The following is a 25,843-nucleotide window of genomic DNA, read 5'->3' on the forward strand; positions in this document are numbered from 1 at the left end:
ATAAGGCCGTTTGCGACTTCAAGAAGTTCGAGCGGCCTTATCGCGTTTTAGGTAACGCCTCGCCTGGGCGGAAAAATCCAGGCATGTTCCAATTACGAATTCCACAGTATGACGCAGCTTCATAACGCTGTCATACTTACGGGTACATTTCGTCCCTCAAATCGGTGCCGCTTCGGATCGAAACCGCATGCCGCACCGTATGAACCGACAAGAGGAAGCTTATGACCGAGATTACGGCTGCACTGGTGAAGGAACTGCGCGAAAAGTCTGGCGCAGGCATGATGGACTGCAAGAAGGCGCTGACCGAAACCAACGGCGATATCGAAGCAGCGATCGACTGGCTGCGCGCCAAGGGCATCTCCAAGGCCGACAAGAAGTCTGGCCGCACCGCCGCTGAAGGCCTGGTTGCCATCGCCGGCGCCGGCCACAAGGCTGTTGTCGTCGAGCTCAACTCCGAAACCGACTTCGTTGCCCGTAACGATGCCTTCCAGGATCTCGCTCGCGGTATCGCCGAAGTTGCGCTGTCCACCGACGGCACGGTTGAAGCCATTTCGGCTGCCACCTATCCGGCATCCGGCAAGCCGGTCGCCGACACCATCAAGGACGCGATCGCCACCATCGGCGAAAACATGACCCTTCGTCGTTCGGCCAAGCTGGAAGTCGAGCACGGCGTTGTCGCGACCTACATCCACAACGCTGCCGGCGACGGCATCGGCAAGCTCGGCGTTCTGGTCGCCCTGAAGTCGGTCGGCGACAAGGCCGTTCTGACGTCGATCGGCCGTCAGGTTGCCATGCACATTGCTGCCACCAACCCGCTGGCTATCCGCGCAGAAGAAGTCGATGCAGCAGTCGCCGAACGCGAACGCAACGTCTTCATCGAGCAGTCCCGCGAATCCGGCAAGCCGGAAGCCATCATCGAAAAGATGGTCGAAGGCCGCATGCGCAAGTTCTTCGAGGAAGTCGCTCTTCTCTCGCAGGCTTTCGTTATCAATCCGGACCTGACGGTCGGCGCTGCCATCAAGGAAGCTGAAAAGACCGCTGGCGCCGCGATCGAAGTCGTCGGCATGGCCCGTCTGCTGCTCGGCGAAGGCGTCGAAAAGGAAGAAACCGACTTCGCTGCTGAAGTCGCGGCTGTCGCCAAGGGCTGATCAGCGAAAAGAAATCATATCCCGGTTTGGTGAAACCATATCAGGGAAAACCTCAGGGCATCGCGTGACAACGCGGTGCCCTTCGTGTATCCGGCTTTCACAATCATCCCCCGCGATCACCTCAAGGAGCCACGATGTCTCAGCCGATCTACAAGCGCGTACTGCTAAAGGCCTCAGGTGAAGCCCTTATGGGCAGCCAAGGCTTCGGTATCGACGTTACCGTCTCCGACCGGATTGCCTCCGATATCGCCGAAGCGCGCGCAATGGGCGTCGAAGTCGGCGTCGTCGTCGGCGGCGGCAATATCTTCCGCGGCGTCGCAGTGGCCTCCAAGGGCGGCGACCGCGTCACCGGCGACCATATGGGCATGCTGGGAACCGTTATAAACGCGCTGGCGCTGGCGACGTCGCTGCGCAAGCTCGACATCGAGACCGTGGTGTTATCAGCCATTTCCATGCCGGAGATCTGCGAGAGCTTCTCGCAGCGCGCTACGCTCTATCACCTCTCGCTTGGCCGCGTGGTGATCTTTGCCGGCGGCACCGGCAATCCGTTCTTCACGACTGATTCCGCGGCGGCCCTGCGCGCTGCCGAAATGGGCGCACAGGCGATCTTCAAGGGCACGCAGGTCGACGGCATCTATTCCGCCGATCCGAAGAAGTTCCCAGATGCCGAGCGTTTCGATCACCTGACGCACAGCCAGGTGCTGGAAAAGGGATTGGCGGTCATGGATGTGGCAGCCGTGGCGCTTGCGCGGGAAAACTCCATTCCGATCATTGTTTTCTCTATTCATGAGAAGGGCGGCTTCGGGGAAATCTTGACCGGCGGCGGCCGCAAGACCATCGTATCAGACAATTGACGTTCCTGTGGCGCCGGGTCGCCCCGGCGTCGCCTTATTACAGGGGAGTATAGACATGAGTGACGGCACAGACCTCAAGGAATTGAAGCGGCGCATGGATGGCGCCATCGCGGCATTCAAGAGCGATATCGCCTCGCTGCGCACCGGCCGTGCATCCGCAAACATTCTGGACCCGGTCACGATCGAAGCTTACGGCTCTCGCATGCCGCTGAACCAGGTATCGAATATCAGCGTTCCGGAAGCCCGCATGCTGATGGTATCGGTATGGGACAAGTCGATGGTCGGCGCCGTTGAGCGTGCCATTCGCGAATCCAATCTTGGTCTCAATCCCATCATCGATGGACAGAACCTGCGCATTCCGCTGCCGGAACTCAACGAAGAGCGCCGCCGGTCGCTGGTCAAGGTTGCGCACGAATATGCCGAAAAGGCGAAGGTCGCGATTCGCCACGTCCGCCGTGATGGCATGGATGGTCTCAAAAAGGCCGAAAAGGACGGGGTAATCGGTCAAGACGAGAGCCGATCGCTCTCCGAGCGTGTGCAGAAGATGACTGATGAGACGATTTCGGATGTCGACCGCTTGCTAGCCGACAAAGAAAAGGAAATCATGCAGGTCTGATCGCACGCTGGGGACGTCGCGCTTTCGATTTGGAAACATTGAAAGCCGTGATTGTGCCCTAGATTACGAGGCCAGGGCATCTTCTGCCGAACGAAACCGGATCCATATGTCAGCTCCTACGTTCTCTGTCGTACCCGAACACGTCGCCATCATCATGGATGGCAACGGGCGTTGGGCCAACGCGCGCGGCCTGCCGCGCACCATGGGCCACCGCAAGGGCGTGGAGGCCGTTCGGGAAACGGTACGGGCGGCCGGCGATATCGGCATAAAATATCTGACGCTCTTTGCGTTCTCCTCCGAGAATTGGCGCCGCCCGGAGACGGAGGTCAGCGACCTCCTCGGTCTTCTCAAGGCCTTCATCCGGCGAGATCTTGCCGAGCTTCACCGACAGAACGTGCGGATCCGCGTCATCGGCGATCGCAGCAACCTGCGTGGCGATATTCTGCCGCTGCTGATCGAGGCCGAAGAGACCACCAGGAACAACACGGCCCTGACGCTGGTCATTGCATTCAATTATGGCTCGCGCGACGAGATTGTGCGGGCTTTTGCGAGCCTGGCCAGGGACGTTGAGGCGGGACGCCTGCGTCCGCAGGACATAAGTCCGGATTTGGTCGGCGCCCGCCTGGATACAGCCGGAATCCCCGATCCGGACCTCATCATCCGCACGAGCGGCGAGGAGCGGCTGTCGAACTTCCTGCTTTGGCAGGCGGCCTATTCGGAATTCATGTTCATGCCCGAATACTGGCCCGACTTTAGCCGCGATCTCTTCTTTGCAGCGCTGGAGAAATATGCCGCGCGCGACCGGCGATTTGGCGGTCTTTCCGCCAAGCCGGCGGCGGCCGTGGGGTCCTGATGAGCCGCGAACTCAGGCTGCGTATCATTTCCGGCATCATCCTTGCCGTCATCGTTCTCGCGGCCACCTGGTATGGCGGCCTGGGCTTTCGTGTTCTCGCGGCGGCCATAGGCCTGCTCGTCTATTATGAGTGGTCGACGATAACGGACCTGCATGGCCGCGATCCGCAGGGAAATGCGCTCGGTTGGCTCGGCCTTGTCTTGATCGCCGGTGCAACCCTGATGGGCGAATCGGTGTACTCCGTCGAGGTCCTGGCTGCTTTTGTTGCCGCGACTGCGGTCATGGCCGGTGTCCGGCGAAAAAGCTGGTGGCTGCCCGGCGGCGTTTTCTATTCCGGATTGACCGCGATTGCCCTTGCCGAGATTCGCGATGACGATCTGCGCGGCTTCGTGTTGATGCTGTTCATCTTCGCCACCGTCTGGGCAACCGATATCTTTGCCTATTTCGTCGGCCGTGCGATCGGCGGGGCGAAGCTCGCGCCGAGCATCTCGCCGGGCAAGACCTGGTCAGGCGCGATCGGCGGTGCCATTGCCGCCGTTATTGCGGGGACCGCTGTCGTCTGGAGCTATTTTTCCGCCGATGATCTGAGGGTGCCGATCCTGGCGCTGGTACTGTCCATATGCAGCCAGATCGGCGATTTATTCGAGTCTTTCATCAAGCGCCGTTTCGGCGTGAAGGATTCAAGCCACCTGATTCCTGGCCATGGCGGCGTCATGGATCGGGTCGATGGACTAATTTTTGCTTGTTTTGCGGCGTTTTTGTTGGCTATCGTAATATCGCTGACAATGAGCGGCGAGACCTTGTCATTGGGCGGCGTTCTGCTCGGTGTCTGAAACTAACACGAACAGGATCGTTGCATGGGTGCCGCTGCTGGCTTCATCGGGTTTTTAACGAACAACGTCATCACGTTTGTTTTTGTCCTGTCGCTGCTCGTTTTTGTGCATGAGATGGGCCACTATCTGGTCGGCCGCTGGTCCGGTATCCGCATCATGGCCTTTTCGATCGGTTTCGGTCCGGAGATTGCCGGCTTTACCGATCGCCATGGTACACGCTGGAAACTCTCGCTTATTCCGCTTGGCGGCTATGTGCGCTTCTTCGGCGACGAGGATGCCTCGAGCAAGACCGATGTCGATCAACTGTCGGCAATGACGGAGGAGGAGCGGGCCCAATCCTTCGCTGGTGCCAAGCTCTGGAAGCGGGCCGCGACGGTTGCAGCCGGTCCGATTGCAAATTTCATTCTCGCCATCGCCATCTTTGCCGTGCTCTTCAGCATTTACGGTCGCACCGCGGCCGATCCCGTGGTTGCCATGGTAACGCGTGACGGCGCCGCTGCCGAGGCCGGTATCGAGCCTGGCGACCGGCTGGTTGCCATCGACGGTGTCAAGATCACCACTTTCGACGAGGTGCAGCGCTATGTCGGGCTGCGCCCGGGCCGCACCATCACGCTGAGCGTCGAACGCGATGGTCAGAAGCGCGACTTCAAGATTATTCCGAAACTGGTTGAGGACACCGATCAGTTCGGCAACAAGATGGAGATGGGCCGCATCGGCATCGCATTGGTCGATCCGCTGGTTACTGCCATCGAGCCGGCCGGCCCCGCGGCAAAGGCTGGTATATTGGCTGGAGATCGGCTGGTTGCCGTCGATGGCAACAATGTCGCCACCTATTACGATATCGGTCGCTACGTCAGTGATCGCCCCGGCAAGAGCATTGTCCTGACTGTGCAGCGTAATGGCCAGATACGCGATTTTCCGGTGGTTCCCGAGAAGCTGACCGACACCGACGCCTCCGGCAACAAAAAGGATGTGGGCAGCATCGGTATCGCTCCGATCGATCCGCTGGTCGGGTCGATCGCTCCCGATAGCCCCGCGGAAGCGGCGGGCCTCGAGCTCGGCGATCGCATTCTTTCTGTGGATGGACGTGCCGTCAGCTCTATCGGTGAAGTGCAGCGTTATGCCGCCGCGCATGCCGACAAGCCGGTGACCCTGTCGGTCGAACGCAATGGCCAGGCGCGTGACCTGCCTGTGACGCCGAAGAAGTCGGAGGAGGCGGATGCCTTCGGCACCCAGACGGAGATCGCCACTATCGGCATCACGGACGGACAGAAGCCGATCAAGCTGCGCTACGAGGCCTATGGGCCGCTACAGGCCGTGGGCGAGGGCGTGAAGCAGACCGGGAGCATCATCTCGGGAACCTTCGAATATCTCGCCAACGTCATCGGCGGCTACATGAAGGCCGATCAGCTGGGTGGCCCCATCAGGGTTGCACAGCTTTCGGGGCAAATGGCAACCCTGGGTTTTGCTGCGGTGCTTCAGTTCGCCGCCATACTTTCTGTTTCAATAGGGTTATTAAATTTGATGCCGGTGCCGGTACTTGATGGCGGGCATCTGATGTTCTATGCGATTGAAGCCGTAAGGGGAAAACCGTTGGGTGCACGGGCACAGGATATCGCTTTCCGGATTGGATTTGCGATGGTGTTGTCACTCATGGTGTTTGCGACATGGAACGATATTAGTTCCAGATTAGGCTAGCGGAGCGAGACGAGAGGAAATTACGATTTATTTACGATGTTTCAAAGCTGTAGTGGCGAATGGGTCACGCTTTGAAATGAAGTAAACGGAAATTAACTTGCTCCCTTGCTTGTATGTCAAAAGCGGGTAAAACGACACACGTGGCCGGAATCGGGTTCGCTCGGGGCTGGGGACGACTGAAAAAAAGGTAAGAAGTGAAAATGAAGGCTGGTTCAAGATTATTGAACGCAGTGTCGGCGGTAGCGCTGTCTGCTGGTGTTGTTGCGTCGGGCGCTGGTGTTATCACCCTTGCCTCTGCCTCAGTTGCGGAAGCCGCTGTTATTCAGCGGGTCGATGTCCAGGGTGCCGAGCGCATCGGGGCAACGGCTGTTCGTGATAATATCACGATCAAGCCCGGCAAGAGCTTCTCTCCCGCCGATATCGATTCATCGGTGAAGCAGCTTTATGCGACCGGATACTTCTCCGATGTGCATATCAGCGTTTCGGGCAGCGCGCTTGTCGTCTCCGTCAAGGAAAACCAGCTGATCAACGCTGTGGTTTTCAACGGCAACCACAAGATCAAGGACGACAAGCTTCAGGGCATCGTGCAGACGCATGCTGCCGGTCCCTACAACGAAGCCAGCGTCCAAGCCGATATCAAGACCATCAAGGACGCCTACGCTTCGATTGGCCGTAACGACGTCCAGGTGACGACGCAGACCGCAGAGGTCGCGCAGGGCCGCCTCAACGTGGCCTTCGTCATCAATGAAGGCGACCGTACCAAGATCGACAAGATCAACTTCTCGGGCAACCAGGCTTACGGCAGCGGCCGTCTTGCTTCGGTCATCAGCACCAAGAAGAGCAACTTCCTTTCCTTCCTGACGCGTAAGGACGTGTATAGCCCGGAACGCCAGCAGGCCGACCAGGACACGCTGCGCCAGTTCTACTACAATCACGGTTATGCCGACTTCCGAATCGTCAGCGCCGATGCGACGCTGAATGAGCAGAACAACGAATATACCCTGAACTTCAACGTCGACGAAGGTCCGCGCTACAATTACGGCGATATCAACGTCGTCTCGACGGTCGATGGCGTCAACGCCGAGGAACTGAAGGGTCTCGTTATCACGCATAAGGGCGATGTTTACAGCGCCAAGGATATCCAGACCTCGATCGAGAACATTTCCAAGCGCGTCGCTGCCGCCGGCTACCCGTTCGCGCGCATCACGCCACGCGGGAACCGCGATCTGACCGGTCACACGATCGGTATCGAATATCTGGTTGACCAGGGTGAGCGCGCTTATGTTGAGCGCATCGAAATCCGCGGCAACACCCGCACGCGCGATTACGTCATCCGCCGCGAATTCGACCTGAACGAAGGCGACGCCTTCAACCAGGAAATGATCACGCGCGCCAAGCGTCGTCTTGATGCCCTCGGCTACTTCACCAAGGTTGACATCACCACGGCGCAGGGCAGTGCCGCTGACCGTGTTGTCGTTATCGTCAATGTCGAAGACCAGCCGACCGGCTCGTTCGGTATCGGTGCTGGCTACGCTGTCGGCAACAACGGCGGTCTGCTTCTGGAAGCCTCTGTGGAAGAAAAGAACTTCCTCGGCCGTGGTCAGTATATCCGCATCGCAGCGGGTGCCGGCACGGAAGGCAATCGTACCTATAACGTCTCGTTCACCGAGCCCTACTTCCTCGGTTATCGTCTGGCCGCCGGTTTCGATATCTTCAAGAACCAGACGTCGAGCGCCGACTACTATGATTATTCGGAAGAAGGCTTCTCGCTGCGCGTCACCGCGCCGATCACCGAGAACCTGGCGACGACCCTGCGTTATAACTACAAGAAGCTGACATACGACGGCACGAACGATTGGCAGGACAATCTTTCGCGCGCATATGTCAATCTGATTGATAACGGTCCCTGGACCCAGTCAACGATTTCGCAGACCTTTACCTACAACACGCTGGACGATCAGAATCTGCCGCGTGAAGGCTTCATCGCCAAGTTCACGCATGAATTTGCAGGCCTCGGCGGCGACTCCAACTTCTACAAGCTGAGCGGCAAGGCCCGTTACTACCAGATGATCAGCGACGAAGCCGATATCATCGGCTCGCTGACGGTTGGTGCCGGTTACGTGATGCCGACGGATGGCAGCAAGCTGAACGTGTTCGACCAGTTCACGCTCGGTGGCCGTGAAATCCGCGGCTTCCAGAATGCTGGTATCGGTCCTCGTGTCGGCAATAACGATAACAACCCGCTCGGTGGCACGACTTACTTCACCGCTTCGGCTGAAGCGAGCATGCCGATGCCGGGCGTACCGCAGGACATCGGTCTGCGTCTCGCAGCATTCGCGGACGCGGGTACGCTCTACGGTAACAAGGCGAATTCCTTCGGCGATTCGGTTTACAACGATAGTTCGATCCGAGCTTCGCTCGGTGCAGGCCTGATCTGGTCGTCGCCGTTCGGTGTCATCCGTGTTGACTATGCTGTTCCGGTTCTCAAGCAGGATTACGACCAAGTTGAGAATTTCCGGTTTGGCATCGCCAACCAGTTCTGATATCGGCAGTCCAGAACTGCGGGCTTGAACACCGTTCTGGAGCTGGTGCTTATGGAACATACAGGTTTTTTCCCGCTCCACGGTGGAGTCAGCTTAGCTAAGCTGGCTCTCCATCTTGGGGCGGAACTTGCTGATGCGGCCTCTTCGGAGGTCGTCATCAGATCTATCGCTCCCGTCTACCGGGCAGGCGAAGGCGATATTTGCTATATTCTTTCCCGGAAAAATCGTGGCGAGCTGGAAACCTGCAAGGCTTCGGCAATCATTTGCCTGCCGGCACTGCGATCCTTTGTGCCCGCACATATTCCGCTAATTCTGTCCAAGAAGCCGCATACGGATTTCGCACTTGTGGGCGGATTGCTGCATCCGGAAGCGCTGCAGCCGGTTGCGTTCACCTCTAGCCCCGGAACTATTTCGCCCGGTGCCTTCATCGATGCGACGGCCAGGCTGGAAGCCAATATCGGCGTGGAGCCGGGAGCGGTCATCGGGCCAGGCGCCGAGATCGGCGAGGGAACCCGCATCGGTGCCAACGCGCTGATCGGACCTGGCGTCAAGATCGGGCGAAATTGCAATATTGGCGGCGGAGCGAGCGTGCTCTGCGCCTATATCGGCAATGGTGTCATTATCCACAACGGCACGCGCATCGGCCAGGACGGTTTCGGTTATGCGCCGGGGCCGCGCGGCATGGTGAAAATCGTGCAGATCGGCCGTGTGATCATTCAAGACAATGTCGAGATCGGCGCCAATACGACGATCGATCGCGGCACGATGGATGACACCGTGATCGGCGAAGGCACCAAGATCGACAATCAAGTTCAGATCGGACATAACGTTCGCATCGGCCGCCATTGCGCGATCGTCAGCCAGGTCGGCATCGCCGGCAGCACGGTGATTGGTGACGGTGTGCAGATCGGTGGTCAGGCTGGGCTGAACGGCCATATTCACATTGGCGACGGTGTACAGATCGGCGCCAAAAGCGGTGTGATGAACAGCATTCCGGCGGGCGAGCGTTATGCTGGTCTTCCAGCTCGACCCCTGTGGGATTTTCTGAGGGAATCGGCGGAGATCGCAAAGCGGTCAGGAGCCAGAGAAAAGAAGGACGGGAGTGCGGAGCATGACTGAAGAAGCCAAGGCGTCGTTGTCGTCGGCCGACGTTCTGGAAATTATGAAGCTTTTGCCGCATCGCTATCCTTTCTTGATGGTCGACAAGATCATCGAGATCGACAGCGATAATTCCGCGATCGGCATCAAGAACGTAACGGCGAACGAGCCGCAATTCACCGGGCATTTTCCGGGCTCCCCGATTATGCCGGGCGTGCTGCTCATCGAAGGCATGGCGCAGACGGCAGGCGCAATCTGTGCCCGCAAGGACGGCATCGGCGGCAACCTCGTCTATTTCATGACGATCGATAATGCGCGTTTCCGCAGGCCGGTCGTTCCGGGTGATCGCGTCGAGTTTCATGTCGTCAAGCTGAAGCAGCGTGGCACGATCTGGAAATTCCATTGCGACGCCAAGGTCGATGGCTCGCTGGTTGCCGAAGCCGATATCGGCGCGATGATTGTGAGGAAGGATCAAGACCAGGCATGAGCAGCATCGCAAAAAGCGCGAGCATTCATAAGTTCGCGGTCGTTGAGGATGGTGCCATCGTCGGCGAAAACGTCGTGGTCGGCCCTTTCTGCCATGTCGGCCCCAAGGTCGTGCTTCATGACAACGTGCAGTTGCTGACGCATGCCGTGGTCACCGGACGTACGACGATCGGCAAGGCAACGAAGATATTTCCGATGGCCATCGTCGGTGGCGACCCGCAGAGCGTTCATCACGGCGGCGAAGAGACGACACTGGATGTCGGCGAGAATTGCACGATCCGCGAAGGCGTGACGATCAACACCGGCACCGCCGATTACGGCGGCAAGACGATTGTCGGCAACAACAATCTCTTCCTTGCCAATTCGCACGTGGCGCATGATTGCCGCATCGGCAACAACGTCATCATGTCGAACAACGTCATGCTGGCAGGGCATGTGACTGTGGAAGATCGGGCCATTCTCGGCGGCGGTTGCGCTGTGCATCAGTTCACGCGCATCGGCCGGCAGGCCTTCATCGGCGGCCTTTCGGCCGCAAGTTACGATGTCATTCCCTACGGCATGCTGAACGGCAATCCTGGTGTGCTTTCCGGCCTCAATATTGTCGGCATGTCTCGCGCCGGCATTGACCGCGCGGTCATTCACAGGGTCCGGCGCGCCTATAAGAGCATCTTCGAAGGCGGCGGTTCTATCCGTGACAACGCCGGTGCGATCCGCGAGGAATATGCCGATTGCAAGGAAGTGATTGAGATCCTCGATTTCATCGCGGCCGATAGCGATCGCGCACTGTCGTCGCCCAATCGCGGCAAGAGCTGACGTGGTTTCGGCCGGCCTCAAGGGCGAGGGCAGGTTGGCGATCATCGCGGGCAGTGGCTTTTTGCCCGCCTATGTCGCCGATGCCGCCCGGCAGGCCGGCGAAAATCCCGTTGTTATCGCCCTTACGGATGAAGCGGACCGAGATTGGTCCGCTTTCGATCACGCCAATCTCGGGGTTGGCAATTTTGCTGGCCTGGAAGCAACATTCCGCCGCTATGGCGTTGACCGGGTCGTGATGTCCGGCGGCGTCGCCCGCCGTCCGCCCTGGCGCGAGATCCACCCGACTTGGCGCGTAATCAGGGAATTGCCCCTAACCATTCGCACGCTTCTTTCCGGTGGCGACAATGCCGTGCTGCAGATGGTCATCCGTTTGATCGAGGCCGGTGGCGTACGCGTCGTCGGCGCGCATGAAATCGCGCCGGATCTGTTGGCAACCACCGGGCCGCTCGGCCGCCATGCACCATCCGCGGAAGATCTGCGCGATATCGCGCAAGGTGCCAAGGCTGCCGATGCGCTGGGGCTGCTGGATGTCGGCCAGGGCGCGGTCAGCGTCGGTGGGCGTGTCGTCGCGCTGGAAGGCGCCGAGGGCACGGACAGAATGATCGAGCGCGTGGCCGGCTTGCGCGCCGAAGGGCGCATATCGCAGCGCCGTCGCGGCGTGCTGGTCAAGCTCTGCAAACCGCAGCAGGATGTGCGTGCCGATCTGCCCTCCATCGGCGTTTCCACGGTGCTTAACGCCAAAAAGGCAGGGCTTGCCGGCGTAGCGGTGGAGGCGGGCAGGGCACTGGTTCTCGAGCGCGAGGCGGTGATTGCGGCGGCGGACGAAGCCGGCATTTTCGTCTGCGGCATCGATCGCGGCCTGAGCGCGGAGGGATTCATGTGAGCGGTGCGGCACCACTGAAGCTTGCTGTGGTCGCGGGCGAAGTCTCGGGCGATCTGTTAGGTGGTGACCTCGTCGCGGCCCTGAAGCGGCGCTATGACGGCCCGGTGGAACTGGTTGGTGTCGGCGGCGAGGCGCTGGAAGCCCAGGGGCTGCATTCGCTGTTCGATTATTCCGAGCTCTCGATCATGGGTTTCATCCAGGTGATCAAGCAACTGCCGAAGCTGCTCGCCCGCATCCGCCAGACGGCCGACGCCATTATCGCTGCCAGGCCCGACGTACTTCTTATCATCGACAGCCCGGATTTCACGCACCGCGTTGCAAAGCGGGTGCGCAAGGCCTTGCCCGGCGTTCCGATCGTCAACTACGTCTGCCCCAGCGTCTGGGCGTGGAAGGAGTATCGGGCGCAGAAGATGCTTGCCTATGTCGATCATGTGCTGGCCGTGCTGCCATTCGAGCCGGAAGCCATGCAGCGCCTAGGCGGTCCGGCAACCACCTATGTCGGCCATCGCCTGACGGTGGATGCCAATCTGCTGGAGACACGCCGGCAGCGTGCCTTGCGCAGCACCAATACCGCTGGCGGCCAGATGACGGTTCTTCTCCTCCCTGGTTCGCGCGGTTCGGAGATCCGCCAGCTGCTTCCAGTCTTTGAGCGGGCTACCGAAGAACTTAGTCGGCGAAATGATAAGGTTCGCTACCTGCTGCCGACCGTGCCGAAGCAGGAAGCCCTCGTGCGCTCGCTTCTGGAAAGCTGGAGCGTAAAACCTGAAATCCTCGTCGGTCAGGATGCAAAATGGGCGGCTTTCGCGCAGGCGGATGCCGCCATGGCTGCATCCGGCACGGTGGTCCTTGAACTGGGCCTAGCCAGCGTTCCGGTGGTTTCGACCTACAAGACGGAGTGGCTGGCGAGATTCGTGATGTCGCGCATCAAGGTGTGGTCGGCAGCCCTGCCGAACCTGATTGCCGACTACGCAGTCGTGCCGGAACTCATCAACGATGTCCTGCGTCCCGGTCTGCTGGCGCGTTACATGGAGCGCCTATCGAATGATACGCGTGAGCGCGGGGCGATGCTCGCGGGCTACGATCTGGTCTGGCAGCGAATGCAGACGGAAGAGCCACCAGGCGACAAGGCTGCGGCGATCATTTTGGACGTTTTGTCCCATAAAAAAACCGGTCATCTCTGACCGGTTTTTTTGTTTCAATTCGAAAGCTTAGCGCTTGGAGACCGGGACATACTCGCGCAGCGGTGCGCCGGTATAGAGCTGGCGCGGACGGCCGATACGCTGATGCGGATCCTCGATCATCTCGTTCCACTGTGCGATCCAGCCGACGGTACGGGCCAGAGCGAACAGAACGGTGAACATGGTCGTGGGGAAGCCCAGGGCCTTCAGCGTGATGCCGGAGTAGAAGTCGACGTTCGGATAGAGCTTCTTCTCGATGAAGTATTCATCGGTGAGCGCGATGCGCTCAAGCTCGATCGCGATGTCGAGCAACGGATCGTCCTTGATGCCGAGTTCGCCGAGCACTTCGTGCGCCGTCTTCTGCATGATCTTGGCGCGCGGATCGTAGTTCTTGTAGACGCGATGACCGAAGCCCATGAGGCGGAACGGATCGTTCTTGTCCTTGGCGCGGGCGATATATTCTGGAATACGGTCAACGGAGCCGATTTCGCTGAGCATGTTCAGCGCTGCTTCGTTGGCGCCGCCATGCGCGGGGCCCCAGAGGCAGGCAATGCCCGCAGCGATACAGGCAAACGGATTGGCGCCCGAAGAGCCGGCGAGACGAACCGTCGAGGTCGATGCGTTCTGCTCGTGATCGGCATGCAGAATGAAGATGCGGTCCATGGCGCGTGCGAGCACCGGATTGACCACATATTCCTCGCAGGGAACGGCAAAGCACATGCGCAGGAAGTTCGATGCGTAGTCGAGATCATTCTTCGGATAAACGAAGGGCTGGCCGATATGGTACTTGTAGGCCATGGCGGCAAGCGTCGGCATCTTGGCGATCATGCGAAGGCTCGCGACCATGCGCTGATGCGGATCGGTGATGTCGGTCGAGTCGTGATAGAAGGCGGACAGAGCGCCAACGCAGCCGCACATGACGGCCATCGGATGCGCATCACGGCGGAAGCCGGTGAAGAAGCGCGACATCTGCTCATGTACCATGGTGTGGTGCACGACGCGATGGTCGAAGTCCTTCTTCTGTGCTGTCGTCGGCAATTCGCCGTAAAGGAGCAGATAGCAAACTTCGAGGAAATCGCCGTGTTCGGCCAGCTGATCGATCGGATAGCCGCGGTGCAGCAGAACGCCTTCGTCGCCATCAATATAGGTGATGGCGGACTCGCAAGACGCCGTCGAGGTGAAGCCAGGATCGTAGGTGAAAGTGGAGGTGTTCTTATAAAGGGCACCAATATCAATGACACTTGGGCCGATGGTTCCGGTTTTGACCGGCAGGTCCACCGTCTTCTCACCCCAAGTTAGTTTCGCGCTTTGTTCCGTCATGCTGATCCTCCAAGATTTGGCGGGATTGACGCCATAAAAAGCGCCAAAAGGTTAAGCGACTAACGACTAGCTATATGATCCAGAGCCTAATGCCAAGTTATCCTAATGCCGAATTGTGCATTGCGGTATCAACTTTTGGGCACTGCGATAGCCTCTTTGACCATGCTGTTTCGGTAAATAGCGCAAATCAGTGACAGATTTGTCGATTTTGGTTGAAATCACCTGATGGTGACGGCAAAAATCGCGCTAAAGCTGTAGTTTTGCGTGGGGCAGGCGTTAAATGCCTAATTTAGAGGCACAGGAACGGCAGGAGTATGGCCGGGACTTAGCTCCGCCTTCACAGCATCGCCGCGCTATTGCCCCAATCGCGCCCCGCGCCGAGGCTGAACGGCGTCAGCGAACCCAGGACCAGGCATCTCTGTTCGCGCGGCTCTATCTGACCCTCGGTCACGGTCGCGCTGCGATCGGAAGACTGATCGAAGAAGAGGCGGCACATGGTCGTGCCATCCTGTTCGCGCCGATCTATATGGGGCTTGGCGCGATCTTCTGGTTCAAGGTTGATAGCGATCCACCTCCACAGGCGGTGCTGGTGGCGCTGCTGCTTCTGGCGGGCGGCTTTCTGTTCAAGCGTGATGCGGGCCGTGTGTTCCGGCATGTTCTCTTCGCCGGCATGCTGGTGAGTCTGGGCATGGCCCTGGCGCAATGGGAAAGCTGGCGGGCATCGACGGTGATGCTCGATTCGGCAGTGACGACGACGTTTACGGGTCGGATCGAAAGACGTGAATCCTATGACAACGGCCGTTGGAGATATGTCGTCAAAGTCGATGCAACGGAAAAGCCGGCCATTCGAAGAGCGCCGGGACGCGTCACCATCTTCGTTCGAAAACAGGCAGAGCCATTCAACCTTGGTGATCGGATCCAGGGCAGGGCGCGGCTGACACCACCGGCCGGCCCGGCCTTGCCGCACCTCAACGATTTTGCATTCAGCTCTTATTTCAATGGGATTGGAGCGAACGGCTTCGCCTACGGCACCCCCGAACTATTGTCTCCGGATGGTGATGTCACAAAAGAGCCGTTGCTGGATCAGGCGGATATCTGGCTTGCCGGCCTGCGCAACAGCATAGGCGACAGGATCAGGAGAACCTTGCCAGGCGACACCGGTGCCTTTGCAGCCGCACTTGTCACCGATGAGAGACGGGCGATTTCAGATGAGACGACAGAGGCGCTGCGAACCGCAGGCCTGACGCATATCATCGCCATCTCGGGCCTGAACATGGCGCTGTCGGCCGGCATTTTCTATATCGGCCTGCGTTACCTGTTCAGCCTGTTTCCAGGTGTCGCGCAGGCTTGGCCAACCAAGAAAGTGGCTGCGTTCGGTGCGCTGGTCACCGTGACGGCCTATTACCTCATTTCCGGTTTCGGCGTGTCTGCCGAACGCGCCTTCATCATGATGGCGATCGTGCTGGTTGCCGTACTTTTCGACCGGCCGTCAATCAGCCTTCGAAATGTAGCGCTGTCGGCAATTGTCATTCTCATTCTGTCGCCATCGCAGGTGCTGGGGCCGAGCTTCCAGATGTCCTATGCCGCCACGCTGGCGCTGGTGTCGGGCTATACGCTGTGGAAGCGGCGGCAGCATCGCGAAAGCATCTTTTCGCGCTCCAGGCTGCTCAGTCCGCTGTTGTTCGTCTCCCGTTTCTTCGGCGGCGTGTTGTCGACATCCTTCGTCGGCGGTGCTTCGACGGCAATTTTCTCGATCGAGCATTTTCACCGGTTGGCGACATACGGGCTTGCCGCAAATCTCGCCGCCATGCCGATCGTCTCGTTCATTGTCATGCCGTTCGGCATGATGGCCATGTTGCTGATGCCGCTTGGCCTCGATGCGCCATTCTGGAAAGTCACCGGCGAGGGACTGGAGCTTGTCATCCTGATCGCCAAGACCGTGGCCGGCTGGGGAGGCGATATCACCTTTGGCCGTCAAGCGGGCTGGCTCTTGCCGACTTTCATAGCCGGCTTCCTTATCATGACCATGCTGCGGACCCACCTGCGCCATGTCGGGCTGCTGTTGTTGCTCTCGGCGATTGGCGCTGCTGCATTCAGCTCCGGCATGCCGAAGCCCGATCTGATGATTTCCGAAGATGGCGTTCTCGTCGCGTTGCGACAGGACGATATCCTGGCAACGAACCGCGAGAGACCACAGGCCTTTATTTTCGAGCAATGGCAGAAGGCGCTGATGGCAGCCGAACACCAACCTCCAACCATTCTTCCAGCCGACAGTCGGCTTCCTCATGTCAGCAAAGCAGATCGCCGCCGGCGGTTAAGCACGGAGGAACAGAACGCCGTGCGCAAGGCAATGGACGAAGCGCTAGATCAGGTGATGCAGGGGAGTTTTGCCTGCCAGAAGGGCGCGTGGTGCGTCGCGATGCTTGAGAATGGCGCTATGCTCGTCACCATTGAGGACGCAGCCTATCTGCCGCCCGCTTGCGATACGGCAAATATCGTCATCACGCCGATAAAATTGCGCCTCGATCGCTGCCGCTCCGGAGCAATGCTTTTCACCGACGCCACATTGCGGCAAACCGGCTCCGTCGAGATGAATTTCAACGCAGATATGCCAATCATCTCCACAGCCTTCGACAATCCGCAGCGCCCATGGATGCGGCACCGAACCTATGATTGGCGCACCGGAACCTTTGGTGCACCAATCCGCTCCGCGTCACCAGTTAGTGATAGCGGCGAATGAGGCCGACAAGCTTGCCCTGGACCTTGACGCGATCCGGCCCGAAGATGCGTGTTTCATAGGCTGGATTGGCGGCTTCGAGAGCAATGGAGGCGCCCTTGCGGCGGAACCGCTTCAACGTCGCTTCTTCGTCATCCACGAGTGCAACGACAATGTCACCGGGATTGGCGGTCGTCGAATTGCGGATGATGACGGTATCACCGTCGAAAATGCCGGCATCGATCATCGAATCGCCCCGCACTTCCAAGGCATAATGTTCGCCCGAGCCGAGCATATCGGCGGGAACGGTTATTTCATGCGTATTGTTCTGGATGGCCGAGATCGGAACGCCGGCTGCGATGCGGCCCATGACGGGCACCGACACCGAACTGTTCTGGTCGTCATTCGCAACCTTTGGCGGCGCAGGCGGCGCGACCGGCTGCGGCTTGCCAAGACTGCCCTCGATGACGCTCGGCGAAAAGCCGCGACGCGGCTGCAGGCTGGGATTATAGGCATCTGGCAACTTGATGACTTCGAGCGCTCTCGCCCGGTTCGGCAGGCGGCGGATGAAGCCTCGCTCTTCCAGAGCCGTGATCAAACGGTGAATGCCGGACTTGGATGCAAGATCCAATGCGTCCTTCATTTCATCGAAAGATGGTGGAACGCCGGACTCCTTCATCCGTTCGTGAATGAAGAGAAGCAGTTCCTGCTGCTTGCGCGTCAACATCGTCTTGGAACCCCAGAATCAAGAGAAACGTCGTGAAACAAATCCAGAACGGACACTATATGTTCCATATGTGTTCCGCAAGTACTTAAATTTCGGTAAAGCCTTGCCCCATCAGTTAGATATTTAAAATTATCGAATGGATCATGATATGGCGGCGTGCGGTCATGTCTGCGCTAACCTAACGATAAATATGGGAAAACGCCGCTGGATGCCCGGTGGGAATGGTTTTCAGCTTACGTCATCTCTCTGACACATGGCTGAAGTCCGGTTCGTGCCGGGAAGGTTCGGCTGCGGTCGAGAATCAGTCATCGTCCCGCATCACCGCGGCGTTGCTTTGGCCTTGAATTGGACCATGGATCGGCGCAAACCTGCAGCAGCAGAAAATCGGAGACGCCATGACTTCGTTGCCGCATCCTCTGGATCATCTTGTGCTGCCGACGGTCAATATCGCATCGGCGCGTGAACGCCTTGGCAGGCTTGGCTTTACGGTGGCTCCGGATGCGCGCCATCCCTTTGGCACCGACAACGCATGCGTCTTCTTTGCCGACAAGACCTATCTGGAGCCCCTCGGGGTCACCTCCCTGGAGCAGTGTGAAAAGAGCATCGAGGACGGTAATGTCTTCGTCGCTCGCGATCAGGCCTATCGGTTTCGGGTGGGTGAGGACGGGTTTTCCGGCGTGGCGTTCGGCACGGATGACGCTGTCGCTGATGACAAGCGCTTCAAGGCCGGTGTGATCTCCGCCGGACGGATGCTGGATTTTTCGCGGCCGATGAAGATGCCGGATGGCGCGGAAACCCAGGCGGGTTTTCGTCTTGCCTTTGCCGCCGATCTGCGTGCGCCCGATTTCCTGGCCTTCTGCGTCCAGCGCATCAATCCGTTGCCCGCCGATCGCAGTGTGCTGGAGCGCCATGAAAACGGTGTTACCGGCATTGCGCGGGTGGCGATATCGACGACCAAACCCACAGCATTCCGCTCCTTTTTCGAGGAGATCATCGGTGACCCCAAGATATCCGAGCATTCCTTCGGGCTGACGATCCGGGCTGCCAATGCCGACATCGATCTCCTGACGCCGGAAGGCATGGAGGCGTTTTACGATTTGCGGGTCGGCAGGGACGATCCGGGGCTTCGAGCCCGCGCAATCCTTTTCAAAACACGCGATCTTTCCGTGACATCGTCGCATTTCGCTGCTAACGGCGTCACCTACACGCGTAAGAACAACCGTATATTGGCAAGGCTGGCGCCCGCAGCGGGCGCTCTTTTCGCCTTTGAGGAGATAGCATGAGCACGAATTCGGAAGTGATCGTCGGCGAGGGAACCTCCAAGGTTCTGTTTTCCAACACTGCCAAGCTGTCGCTGATCGCCGGCCCCTGCCAGATGGAAAGCCGTGAGCACGCCTTCATGGTGGCCGGCGTGCTGAAGGAACTCTGCGACAAGCTCGGCATCGGCCTTGTCTATAAATCCTCCTATGACAAGGCGAACCGCACCTCGCTCTCCGGCAAGCGCGGTATCGGCATCGAGAAGGGATTGGAAATTTTTGCCGATCTCAAGAAGGAATATGGCTTTCCGGTGCTGACCGATATTCACACCGAAGAACAATGCGCCATCGTCGCCAAGACGGTTGATATCCTGCAGATCCCGGCCTTCCTTTCGCGCCAGACCGACCTGCTGGTCGCCGCCGCCAAGACCGGCCGCGTCGTCAACGTCAAGAAGGGCCAGTTCCTGGCGCCCTGGGACATGAAGAACGTCCTTGCCAAGCTGAATGAAAGCGGCAACCCGAATATCCTCCTCTGCGAGCGTGGCGCCTCCTTCGGCTACAACACGCTCGTCTCGGACATGCGCTCGCTGCCGATCATGGCGGCAATGGGTGCGCCTGTCATTTTCGATGCCACCCATTCCGTGCAGCAGCCGGGCGGGCAGGGCGGCTCGACTGGCGGTGACCGCCGATTCGTCGAGACGCTGGCGCGCGCCGCCGTTGCCGTTGGTGTAGCCGGCGTCTTCGTCGAGACGCACGAAGATCCGGACAATGCGCCCTCGGATGGCCCGAACATGGTCTATCTGAAGGATATGCCACGGCTTCTGGAGAAACTTCTGGCCTTCGACGCCATCGCCAAGGCCTGAGAAATCACGGGCATTCAACAGGCTGACATGATTTTGCGTTACGGGGCCTGAAGGAGTGTCAAATCGGGAGGCGGAGCGGCATTGTAATTTCCGCGTCTTCGATTAAGACCATTTCAATCGATTTATAAACCAGCGAGCAGGAAGCTATCATGACCGCAATCACCGACATTATCGCCCGCGAGATTCTCGACAGCCGTGGCAATCCCACCGTCGAAGTCGATGTCTACCTCGAAGATGGCAGCATGGGCCGCGCGGCGGTTCCGTCGGGTGCATCGACCGGCGCGCACGAAGCCGTTGAGCTTCGCGATGGCGGCACGCGCTACCATGGCAAGGGTGTGGAGAAGGCTGTCGAGGCCGTGAACTCGGAAATCTTCGACGCGATTGGCGGCATGGACGCTGAAAACCAGATCCAGCTCGACGACATCATGATCGAGCTTGACGGCACGCCGAACAAGTCGCGCATCGGTGCCAACGCCATCCTCGGCGTATCGCTCGCCATCGCCAAGGCCGCAGCCCAGAGCGCCAACCTGCCGCTCTACCGTTATGTCGGCGGCGCTCATGCCCGCCTGCTGCCGGTTCCGATGATGAACATCATCAACGGCGGCGCTCATGCCGACAACCCGATCGATTTCCAGGAATTCATGATCCTGCCAATCGGCGCCGAAACGTTCCGCGATGCCGTGCGCATGGGCTCGGAAGTTTTCCACGTCCTCAAGAAGGAACTGGCCTCCCAGGGCCACAACACCAATGTCGGTGACGAAGGCGGCTTTGCACCGGGCCTGTCGAGCGCTCCTGCGGCCCTCGATTTCATCATGAAGTCGATCGAAAAGGCTGGCTACAAGCCGGGCGAAGAAATCGCGCTTGGCCTCGATTGCGCCTCGACCGAGTTTTTCAAGGACGGCAAGTACGTGCTGGAAGGCGAAGGCCGCACGCTGGAATCCGGCGCGATGGCTGAATACCTCGCAGAACTCGCCGCCAAGTACCCGATCGTCTCGATCGAAGACGGCATGGCTGAAGACGACTGGGAAGGCTGGAAGACGCTCACCGACCTGATCGGCAAGAAGACGCAGCTCGTCGGCGACGACCTGTTCGTCACCAACTCCGCTCGTCTGCGCGACGGTATCCGCATGGGCGTCGCCAACTCGATCCTCGTCAAGGTCAACCAGATCGGTTCGCTGACCGAAACCCTCGACGCCGTCGAAACCGCGCACAAGGCCAACTACACGGCCGTCATGTCGCACCGCTCTGGCGAAACCGAAGACTCCACGATCGCCGACCTCGCGGTTGCCACCAACTGCGGTCAGATCAAGACCGGCTCGCTGTCGCGCTCTGACCGTCTTGCCAAGTACAACCAGCTGATCCGCATTGAAGAAGGTCTCGGCCCGCAGGCGAAATATGCCGGCCGCTCCATTCTTCGCGCTTGATACTCGGGCAGCGTGATCCCCGGGGATCTACGCCTTCGTCATCCAGGAGATCGAACCGCGCCTTCGGGCGCGGTTTTTTGTTGTGCGCGCAGTTAGAGTCAACGGACGGTTAATCTCTCGCGGCTAGAGTCGCTCTAGGTGTTTGATTTGACGTGATCTTATCCGCAGCCACAATGCTATCGTCGCATGGGTCTGAGGCTAGCGATCTCCAGCGATAGAGCGTTTCGAGCGAGTATGTGGACAAAGTATCATAAGAAGAGAAAGTTCGGCCGTTTCGTTCTTCCCGCTGTTACTGTGGCCTTCGTCAGCTATTTCGGCTATCATTGTGTTCATGGTGACTACGGCCTGAAGGCCACGGAGGTTTTCGAGCAGCGCCGTATCGATCGCAGCAAGGAACTTGCTGATCTCGTCGCCAAGCGTGAGCACCTTGAAAAGGAAGTCGCTCTGCTGAGCGATGGCTCCCTGGACAAGGATATGCTGGACCAATATGCGCGCTATCAGCTGACCTATTCCAAGGCGAACGAGATCGTCATCTTCAATAAATAGCCACAATTAACCGAATTTCGGTTAATTGAATTTTTGCAAATAATATCAGATACTTGCAAAGAATATGAGCCATGCAATTATAGCATTGCTGTGGCGAACAATCTTGCCTATGTTACGCCTCACCACAAAACGAGGCTACTCACACAGGGAGGGTTGAATGGCGCCGCGAAAGAACGCGACCGTTTCCAGCCGTAAAACAGCATCCAGGCCTGCCAAGGAAACCAATGGCGGTCCGATCGCGGAATTCGACCGTGATGCGGAGCTCAAGGCTTATCGTGAGATGCTTCTGATCCGCCGCTTTGAAGAGAAGGCCGGCCAGCTTTACGGCATGGGCTTCATCGGCGGCTTCTGTCACCTCTACATTGGCCAGGAAGCTGTCGTCGTCGGCATGCAGATGGTTTTGAAGGATGGCGACCAGGTCATCACCGGTTATCGCGATCACGGGCACATGCTGGCAACCGGCATGGAAGCACGCGGCGTCATGGCCGAGCTTACCGGACGTCAGGGCGGCTATTCCCGAGGGAAGGGCGGCTCCATGCATATGTTCTCCAAGGAAAAGAATTTCTACGGCGGCCACGGCATCGTCGGCGCCCAGGTCTCGCTCGGCACCGGTCTGGCTTTTGCCAACCGCTATCGCGGCAATGACAATGTCAGCGTCGCCTATTTCGGCGATGGTGCTGCCAACCAGGGCCAGGTCTACGAAAGCTTCAACATGGCGCAGCTCTGGAAGCTGCCTGTTATCTTCGTGATCGAGAACAACCGTTACGCCATGGGCACTTCGACTGCCCGCGCCACCGCGCAGGCTGATTTCTCCAAGCGCGGCGCCTCGTTCGGCATCCCCGGCATCCAGGTCGACGGCATGGACGTTCGCGCCGTCAAGGCAGCGGCCGACGAGGCCATAGCTTACTGCCGTTCCGGCAAGGGCCCGATCATCCTGGAAATGCTGACCTACCGTTATCGCGGTCACTCCATGTCGGACCCGGCTAAGTATCGTTCCAAGGACGAAGTGCAGAAGATGCGCTCCGAGCATGATCCGATCGAACAGGTTCGCGTTCGCCTTCTCGAAAAGGGCTGGGCGACCGAGGATGATCTGAAGGATATCGACAAGGATGTCCGCGAAATCGTCGCCGATAGCGCCGATTTTGCCCAGAGCAATCCGGAGCCGGATGCATCCGAGCTCTACACCGACATTCTGCTGTAAATCGGGGAGGGACGATCAATGCCCATCGATATTCTTATGCCCGCCCTTTCTCCGACGATGGAAGAAGGCACTCTTTCGAAATGGCTCAAGAAGGAAGGCGACAAAGTCACTTCCGGTGACGTCATTGCCGAAATCGAAACCGACAAGGCCACCATGGAAGTGGAAGCCGTCGACGAAGGCGTCATCGGCAAGCTGCTGGTTGAAGCCGGCACCGAAGGCGTGAAGGTCAACGCCAAGATCGCCATCCTGCTGCAGGACGGCGAATCTGCTGCCGACATTTCGTCCGCCAAGGCTGCTCCCGCTGCCGAACCGGCCAAGACCGAAGCACCTGCCGCCGCTGCCGCGCCGGCCCCCGTTCCGGCTCAGCCGAAGGCTGCCGCTCCTGTCGATCCGGAAATCCCGGCCGGCACCGAGATGGTCTCGACGACCGTGCGCGAAGCGCTGCGCGATGCGATGGCCGAAGAAATGCGCGCCAATCCCGACGTTTTCGTCATGGGCGAAGAAGTCGCCGAATACCAGGGTGCCTACAAGGTCACCCAGGGCCTGCTGCAGGAGTTTGGAGCCCGCCGCGTTGTCGACACCCCGATCACCGAGCACGGTTTTGCCGGTATCGGCGTCGGTGCCGCCATGGCTGGCCTCCGCCCGATCGTCGAGTTCATGACCTTCAACTTCGCCATGCAGGCGATCGACCAGATCATCAACTCCGCCGCCAAGACGCTCTATATGTCCGGCGGCCAGATGGGTGCTCCGATCGTCTTCCGCGGTCCGAATGGCGCTGCTGCCCGCGTCGGCGCTCAGCACAGCCAGGATTACGCCGCCTGGTACAGCCAGATCCCCGGCCTCAAGGTCGTCATGCCCTACACGGCAGCCGACGCCAAGGGTCTGCTGAAGTCGGCTATCCGCGATCCGAACCCGGTCATCTTCCTCGAGAACGAAATTCTCTATGGCCAGCACTTCGATGTGCCGAAGCTCGATGATTTCACCGTGCCGATCGGCAAGGCCCGCATCCATCGTCCGGGCAAAGACGTAACGGTCGTCTCCTTCGGCATCGGCATGACCTATGCCACCAAGGCGGTTGCCGAGCTGGAAGCCCAGGGCATCGATGTCGAACTGATCGACCTGCGCACCATCCGTCCGATGGATCTGCCGGCGATCATCGAATCGGTCAAGAAGACCGGCCGCCTGGTGACCGTCGAAGAGGGTTATCCGCAGTCGTCCGTCGGCACCGAAATCGCCACCCGCGTCATGCAGCAGGCCTTCGACTATCTCGATGCGCCGATCCTGACGATTGCTGGCAAGGACGTACCCATGCCTTACGCCGCCAACCTCGAAAAGCTGGCGCTCCCGAGCGTCGCCGAAGTGGTCGATGCGGTGAAGGCCGTTTGCTACAAATAAGGGGAGGGCCCATCGATGCCTATCAACATCACCATGCCTGCCCTCTCGCCGACCATGGAAGAGGGCAACCTCGCCAAGTGGCTGGTCAAGGAAGGCGACAAGATCAAGTCCGGCGATGTCATCGCCGAGATCGAGACCGACAAGGCAACGATGGAAGTCGAAGCTGTCGATGAAGGCACCGTTGCCAAGATCGTTGTTCCGGCTGGTACCGAAGGCGTCAAGGTCAATGCCTTGATTGCCGTGCTTGCTGCGGATGGCGAGGATGTTGCGGCTGCTGCTTCCGGTGCTGGTGGCGGCGCTGCCCCGGCTCCCAAGGAAGCACCGAAGGCGGAAGCTGCTCCTGCAGCCGCCCCGGCTGCAGCGCCTGCTCCGGCAAGCGTTGCGGCTCCCGTTGCATCCGCTCCGGCTCCGGCCGCAGCGGACGGTCATCGCACCTTCGCTTCGCCGCTCGCCCGCCGCCTTGCCAAGGAAGCCGGCGTCGATGTCGCTGCAGTTGCAGGCTCCGGCCCACACGGCCGCGTCGTCAAGAAGGATATCGAATCTGCTATAGCAGGCGGTACAGGCAAAGCTGCTTCTGCCGCTACACCGGCTGCACAGCCTGCAGCAGCAGCTTCCGCTCCTGCCGCCGCGCCCAAGGGCATGTCGGAAGATGCGGTCCTCAAGCTGTTCGAGCAGGGCTCCTACGAGCTCGTGCCACATGACGGCATGCGCAAGACCATCGCCAAGCGCCTGCAGGAATCCAAGCAGACGATCCCGCACTTCTACGTCTCTGTCGATTGCGAACTCGACGCGCTGCTGGCTCTCCGCACGCAGCTCAACGATTCCGCTCCGAAGTCGAAGGACGGCGTTCCGGCCTACAAGCTCTCGGTCAACGACATGGTCATCAAGGCCTTGGCTCTCGCACTGCGCGATGTGCCGGATGCCAACGTGTCCTGGACCGACAGCAACATGGTCAAGCACAAGCATGCCGATGTCGGCGTTGCCGTCTCCATTCCGGGCGGCCTGATCACGCCGATCATCCGCAGCGCCGAACAGAAGACGCTCTCCACCATCTCCAATGAGATGAAGGACTACGGCAAGCGCGCCAAGGAGCGCAAGCTGAAGCCCGAGGAGTATCAGGGTGGTACGACTGCCGTGTCGAACATGGGCATGATGGGCGTCAAGAACTTCGCCGCCGTCGTCAACCCGCCGCATGCGACCATTCTGGCCGTCGGCGCGGGCGAGCAGCGTGTGATCGTCAAGAAGGGCGAAATGGTGATTGCCAACGTGATGACCGTCACGCTGTCGACCGACCATCGCGCCGTCGACGGTGCGCTTGGTGCCGAGCTCCTGGCAGCCTTCAAGGGCTACATCGAAAATCCGATGGGGATGCTCGTCTGAGCCTTGTCGCGA

The 25,843-nt window shown here is 59.3% G+C and carries 22 protein-coding genes; 20 read left to right on the forward strand and 2 right to left on the reverse strand.

The window, feature by feature from the left end; translation table 11 throughout:
- Window positions 1–221 precede the first annotated feature (221 nt).
- The 12 genes from tsf to lpxB all read left to right on the forward strand — a co-directional run bounded on the left by tsf (window position 222) and on the right by lpxB (window position 13,006).
- The gene (gene tsf, locus A6U86_RS04355; RefSeq protein WP_068386377.1) at window positions 222–1,148 is read left to right on the forward strand and encodes a translation elongation factor Ts; all 927 of its coding nucleotides are present in this window, start codon (window positions 222–224) and stop codon (window positions 1,146–1,148) included.
- 134 nt (window positions 1,149–1,282) lie between these two features.
- The gene (pyrH, locus tag A6U86_RS04360) at window positions 1,283–2,002 is read left to right on the forward strand and encodes a UMP kinase (RefSeq protein ID WP_068386380.1); all 720 of its coding nucleotides are present in this window, start codon (window positions 1,283–1,285) and stop codon (window positions 2,000–2,002) included.
- Window positions 2,003–2,057: 55 nt separating this feature from the next.
- Window positions 2,058–2,618 (forward strand): ribosome recycling factor, encoded by a 561-nt coding sequence (gene frr, locus A6U86_RS04365; RefSeq protein WP_068386384.1) that lies wholly within the window; start codon window positions 2,058–2,060, stop codon window positions 2,616–2,618.
- 106 nt (window positions 2,619–2,724) lie between these two features.
- Window positions 2,725–3,471: an isoprenyl transferase gene (locus A6U86_RS04370; RefSeq protein ID WP_068386386.1), complete on the forward strand. Its 747-nt coding sequence runs from the start codon at window positions 2,725–2,727 to the stop codon at window positions 3,469–3,471.
- The gene (locus tag A6U86_RS04375; RefSeq protein WP_068386389.1) at window positions 3,471–4,304 is read left to right on the forward strand and encodes a phosphatidate cytidylyltransferase; all 834 of its coding nucleotides are present in this window, start codon (window positions 3,471–3,473) and stop codon (window positions 4,302–4,304) included. The genes A6U86_RS04370 and A6U86_RS04375 overlap by 1 nt, the downstream gene beginning before the upstream one ends.
- Before the next feature lie 24 nt (window positions 4,305–4,328).
- Window positions 4,329–6,002, forward strand: a complete 1,674-nt coding sequence (gene rseP / locus A6U86_RS04380) for an RIP metalloprotease RseP (RefSeq protein WP_068386392.1) — start codon at window positions 4,329–4,331, stop codon at window positions 6,000–6,002.
- 200 nt (window positions 6,003–6,202) lie between these two features.
- Window positions 6,203–8,545, forward strand: coding sequence for an outer membrane protein assembly factor BamA (bamA, locus tag A6U86_RS04385; RefSeq protein WP_068386394.1), 2,343 nt, complete (start codon window positions 6,203–6,205; stop codon window positions 8,543–8,545).
- Window positions 8,546–8,596: 51 nt separating this feature from the next.
- Window positions 8,597–9,664, forward strand: a complete 1,068-nt coding sequence (lpxD, locus tag A6U86_RS04390; RefSeq protein ID WP_068387877.1) for a UDP-3-O-(3-hydroxymyristoyl)glucosamine N-acyltransferase — start codon at window positions 8,597–8,599, stop codon at window positions 9,662–9,664.
- Window positions 9,657–10,130 carry a 3-hydroxyacyl-ACP dehydratase FabZ gene (gene fabZ / locus A6U86_RS04395; protein WP_068386402.1) on the forward strand — a complete coding sequence of 158 codons (474 nt, stop codon included), beginning with the start codon at window positions 9,657–9,659 and terminating at the stop codon, window positions 10,128–10,130. The genes lpxD and fabZ overlap by 8 nt, the downstream gene beginning before the upstream one ends.
- Window positions 10,127–10,942, forward strand: coding sequence for an acyl-ACP--UDP-N-acetylglucosamine O-acyltransferase (gene lpxA / locus A6U86_RS04400; protein WP_068386407.1), 816 nt, complete (start codon window positions 10,127–10,129; stop codon window positions 10,940–10,942). The genes fabZ and lpxA overlap by 4 nt, the downstream gene beginning before the upstream one ends.
- A 1-nt stretch (window position 10,943) precedes the next feature.
- Entirely contained in the window at window positions 10,944–11,825 is an 882-nt protein-coding gene (locus A6U86_RS04405; protein WP_068386410.1) for an LpxI family protein, read from the forward strand.
- Window positions 11,822–13,006, forward strand: a complete 1,185-nt coding sequence (gene lpxB / locus A6U86_RS04410; RefSeq protein ID WP_068386413.1) for a lipid-A-disaccharide synthase — start codon at window positions 11,822–11,824, stop codon at window positions 13,004–13,006. Before A6U86_RS04405 ends, lpxB begins: the two co-directional genes overlap by 4 nt.
- A 27-nt stretch (window positions 13,007–13,033) precedes the next feature.
- Here the strand turns inward: lpxB and gltA are convergent, their stop codons facing one another.
- Window positions 13,034–14,323: a citrate synthase gene (gene gltA / locus A6U86_RS04415; RefSeq protein ID WP_068386416.1), complete on the reverse strand. Its 1,290-nt coding sequence runs from the start codon at window positions 14,321–14,323 to the stop codon at window positions 13,034–13,036.
- A 280-nt stretch (window positions 14,324–14,603) separates the two neighbouring features.
- Here gltA and A6U86_RS04420 point away from each other — a divergent pair, with 280 nt between their 5' ends.
- Window positions 14,604–17,063, forward strand: a complete 2,460-nt coding sequence (locus A6U86_RS04420; protein WP_068386419.1) for a ComEC/Rec2 family competence protein — start codon at window positions 14,604–14,606, stop codon at window positions 17,061–17,063.
- On the opposite strand, the gene lexA is transcribed toward A6U86_RS04420, so the two are convergent.
- Window positions 17,044–17,766, reverse strand: coding sequence for a transcriptional repressor LexA (gene lexA / locus A6U86_RS04425; RefSeq protein WP_068386422.1), 723 nt, complete (start codon window positions 17,764–17,766; stop codon window positions 17,044–17,046). The two genes, A6U86_RS04420 and lexA, sit on opposite strands and share 20 nt — an antisense overlap.
- Before the next feature lie 395 nt (window positions 17,767–18,161).
- Between lexA and A6U86_RS04430 the strand changes: the two genes are divergently transcribed.
- From A6U86_RS04430 to A6U86_RS04460, 7 genes are all read left to right on the forward strand, one after another.
- Entirely contained in the window at window positions 18,162–19,049 is an 888-nt protein-coding gene (locus A6U86_RS04430) for a VOC family protein (protein WP_068386424.1), read from the forward strand.
- The gene (gene kdsA, locus A6U86_RS04435) at window positions 19,046–19,885 is read left to right on the forward strand and encodes a 3-deoxy-8-phosphooctulonate synthase (protein WP_068386427.1); all 840 of its coding nucleotides are present in this window, start codon (window positions 19,046–19,048) and stop codon (window positions 19,883–19,885) included. The genes A6U86_RS04430 and kdsA overlap by 4 nt, the downstream gene beginning before the upstream one ends.
- Window positions 19,886–20,034: 149 nt before the next feature.
- Window positions 20,035–21,309 (forward strand): phosphopyruvate hydratase, encoded by a 1,275-nt coding sequence (eno, locus tag A6U86_RS04440; protein ID WP_068386429.1) that lies wholly within the window; start codon window positions 20,035–20,037, stop codon window positions 21,307–21,309.
- A gap of 234 nt (window positions 21,310–21,543) precedes the next feature.
- Window positions 21,544–21,855 (forward strand): septum formation initiator family protein, encoded by a 312-nt coding sequence (locus A6U86_RS04445; protein ID WP_068386432.1) that lies wholly within the window; start codon window positions 21,544–21,546, stop codon window positions 21,853–21,855.
- A gap of 157 nt (window positions 21,856–22,012) precedes the next feature.
- Entirely contained in the window at window positions 22,013–23,056 is a 1,044-nt protein-coding gene (pdhA, locus tag A6U86_RS04450) for a pyruvate dehydrogenase (acetyl-transferring) E1 component subunit alpha (protein WP_068386436.1), read from the forward strand.
- An 18-nt stretch (window positions 23,057–23,074) separates the two neighbouring features.
- Window positions 23,075–24,451: a pyruvate dehydrogenase complex E1 component subunit beta gene (locus tag A6U86_RS04455; RefSeq protein ID WP_068386439.1), complete on the forward strand. Its 1,377-nt coding sequence runs from the start codon at window positions 23,075–23,077 to the stop codon at window positions 24,449–24,451.
- Between the two features lie 15 nt (window positions 24,452–24,466).
- Window positions 24,467–25,831: a pyruvate dehydrogenase complex dihydrolipoamide acetyltransferase gene (locus A6U86_RS04460; protein ID WP_068386442.1), complete on the forward strand. Its 1,365-nt coding sequence runs from the start codon at window positions 24,467–24,469 to the stop codon at window positions 25,829–25,831.
- Window positions 25,832–25,843: the final 12 nt, after the last annotated feature.

Origin of the sequence: Rhizobium sp. AC27/96, from assembly GCF_001692325.1 — a bacterium.
Lineage (GTDB): Bacteria > Pseudomonadota > Alphaproteobacteria > Rhizobiales > Rhizobiaceae > Rhizobium.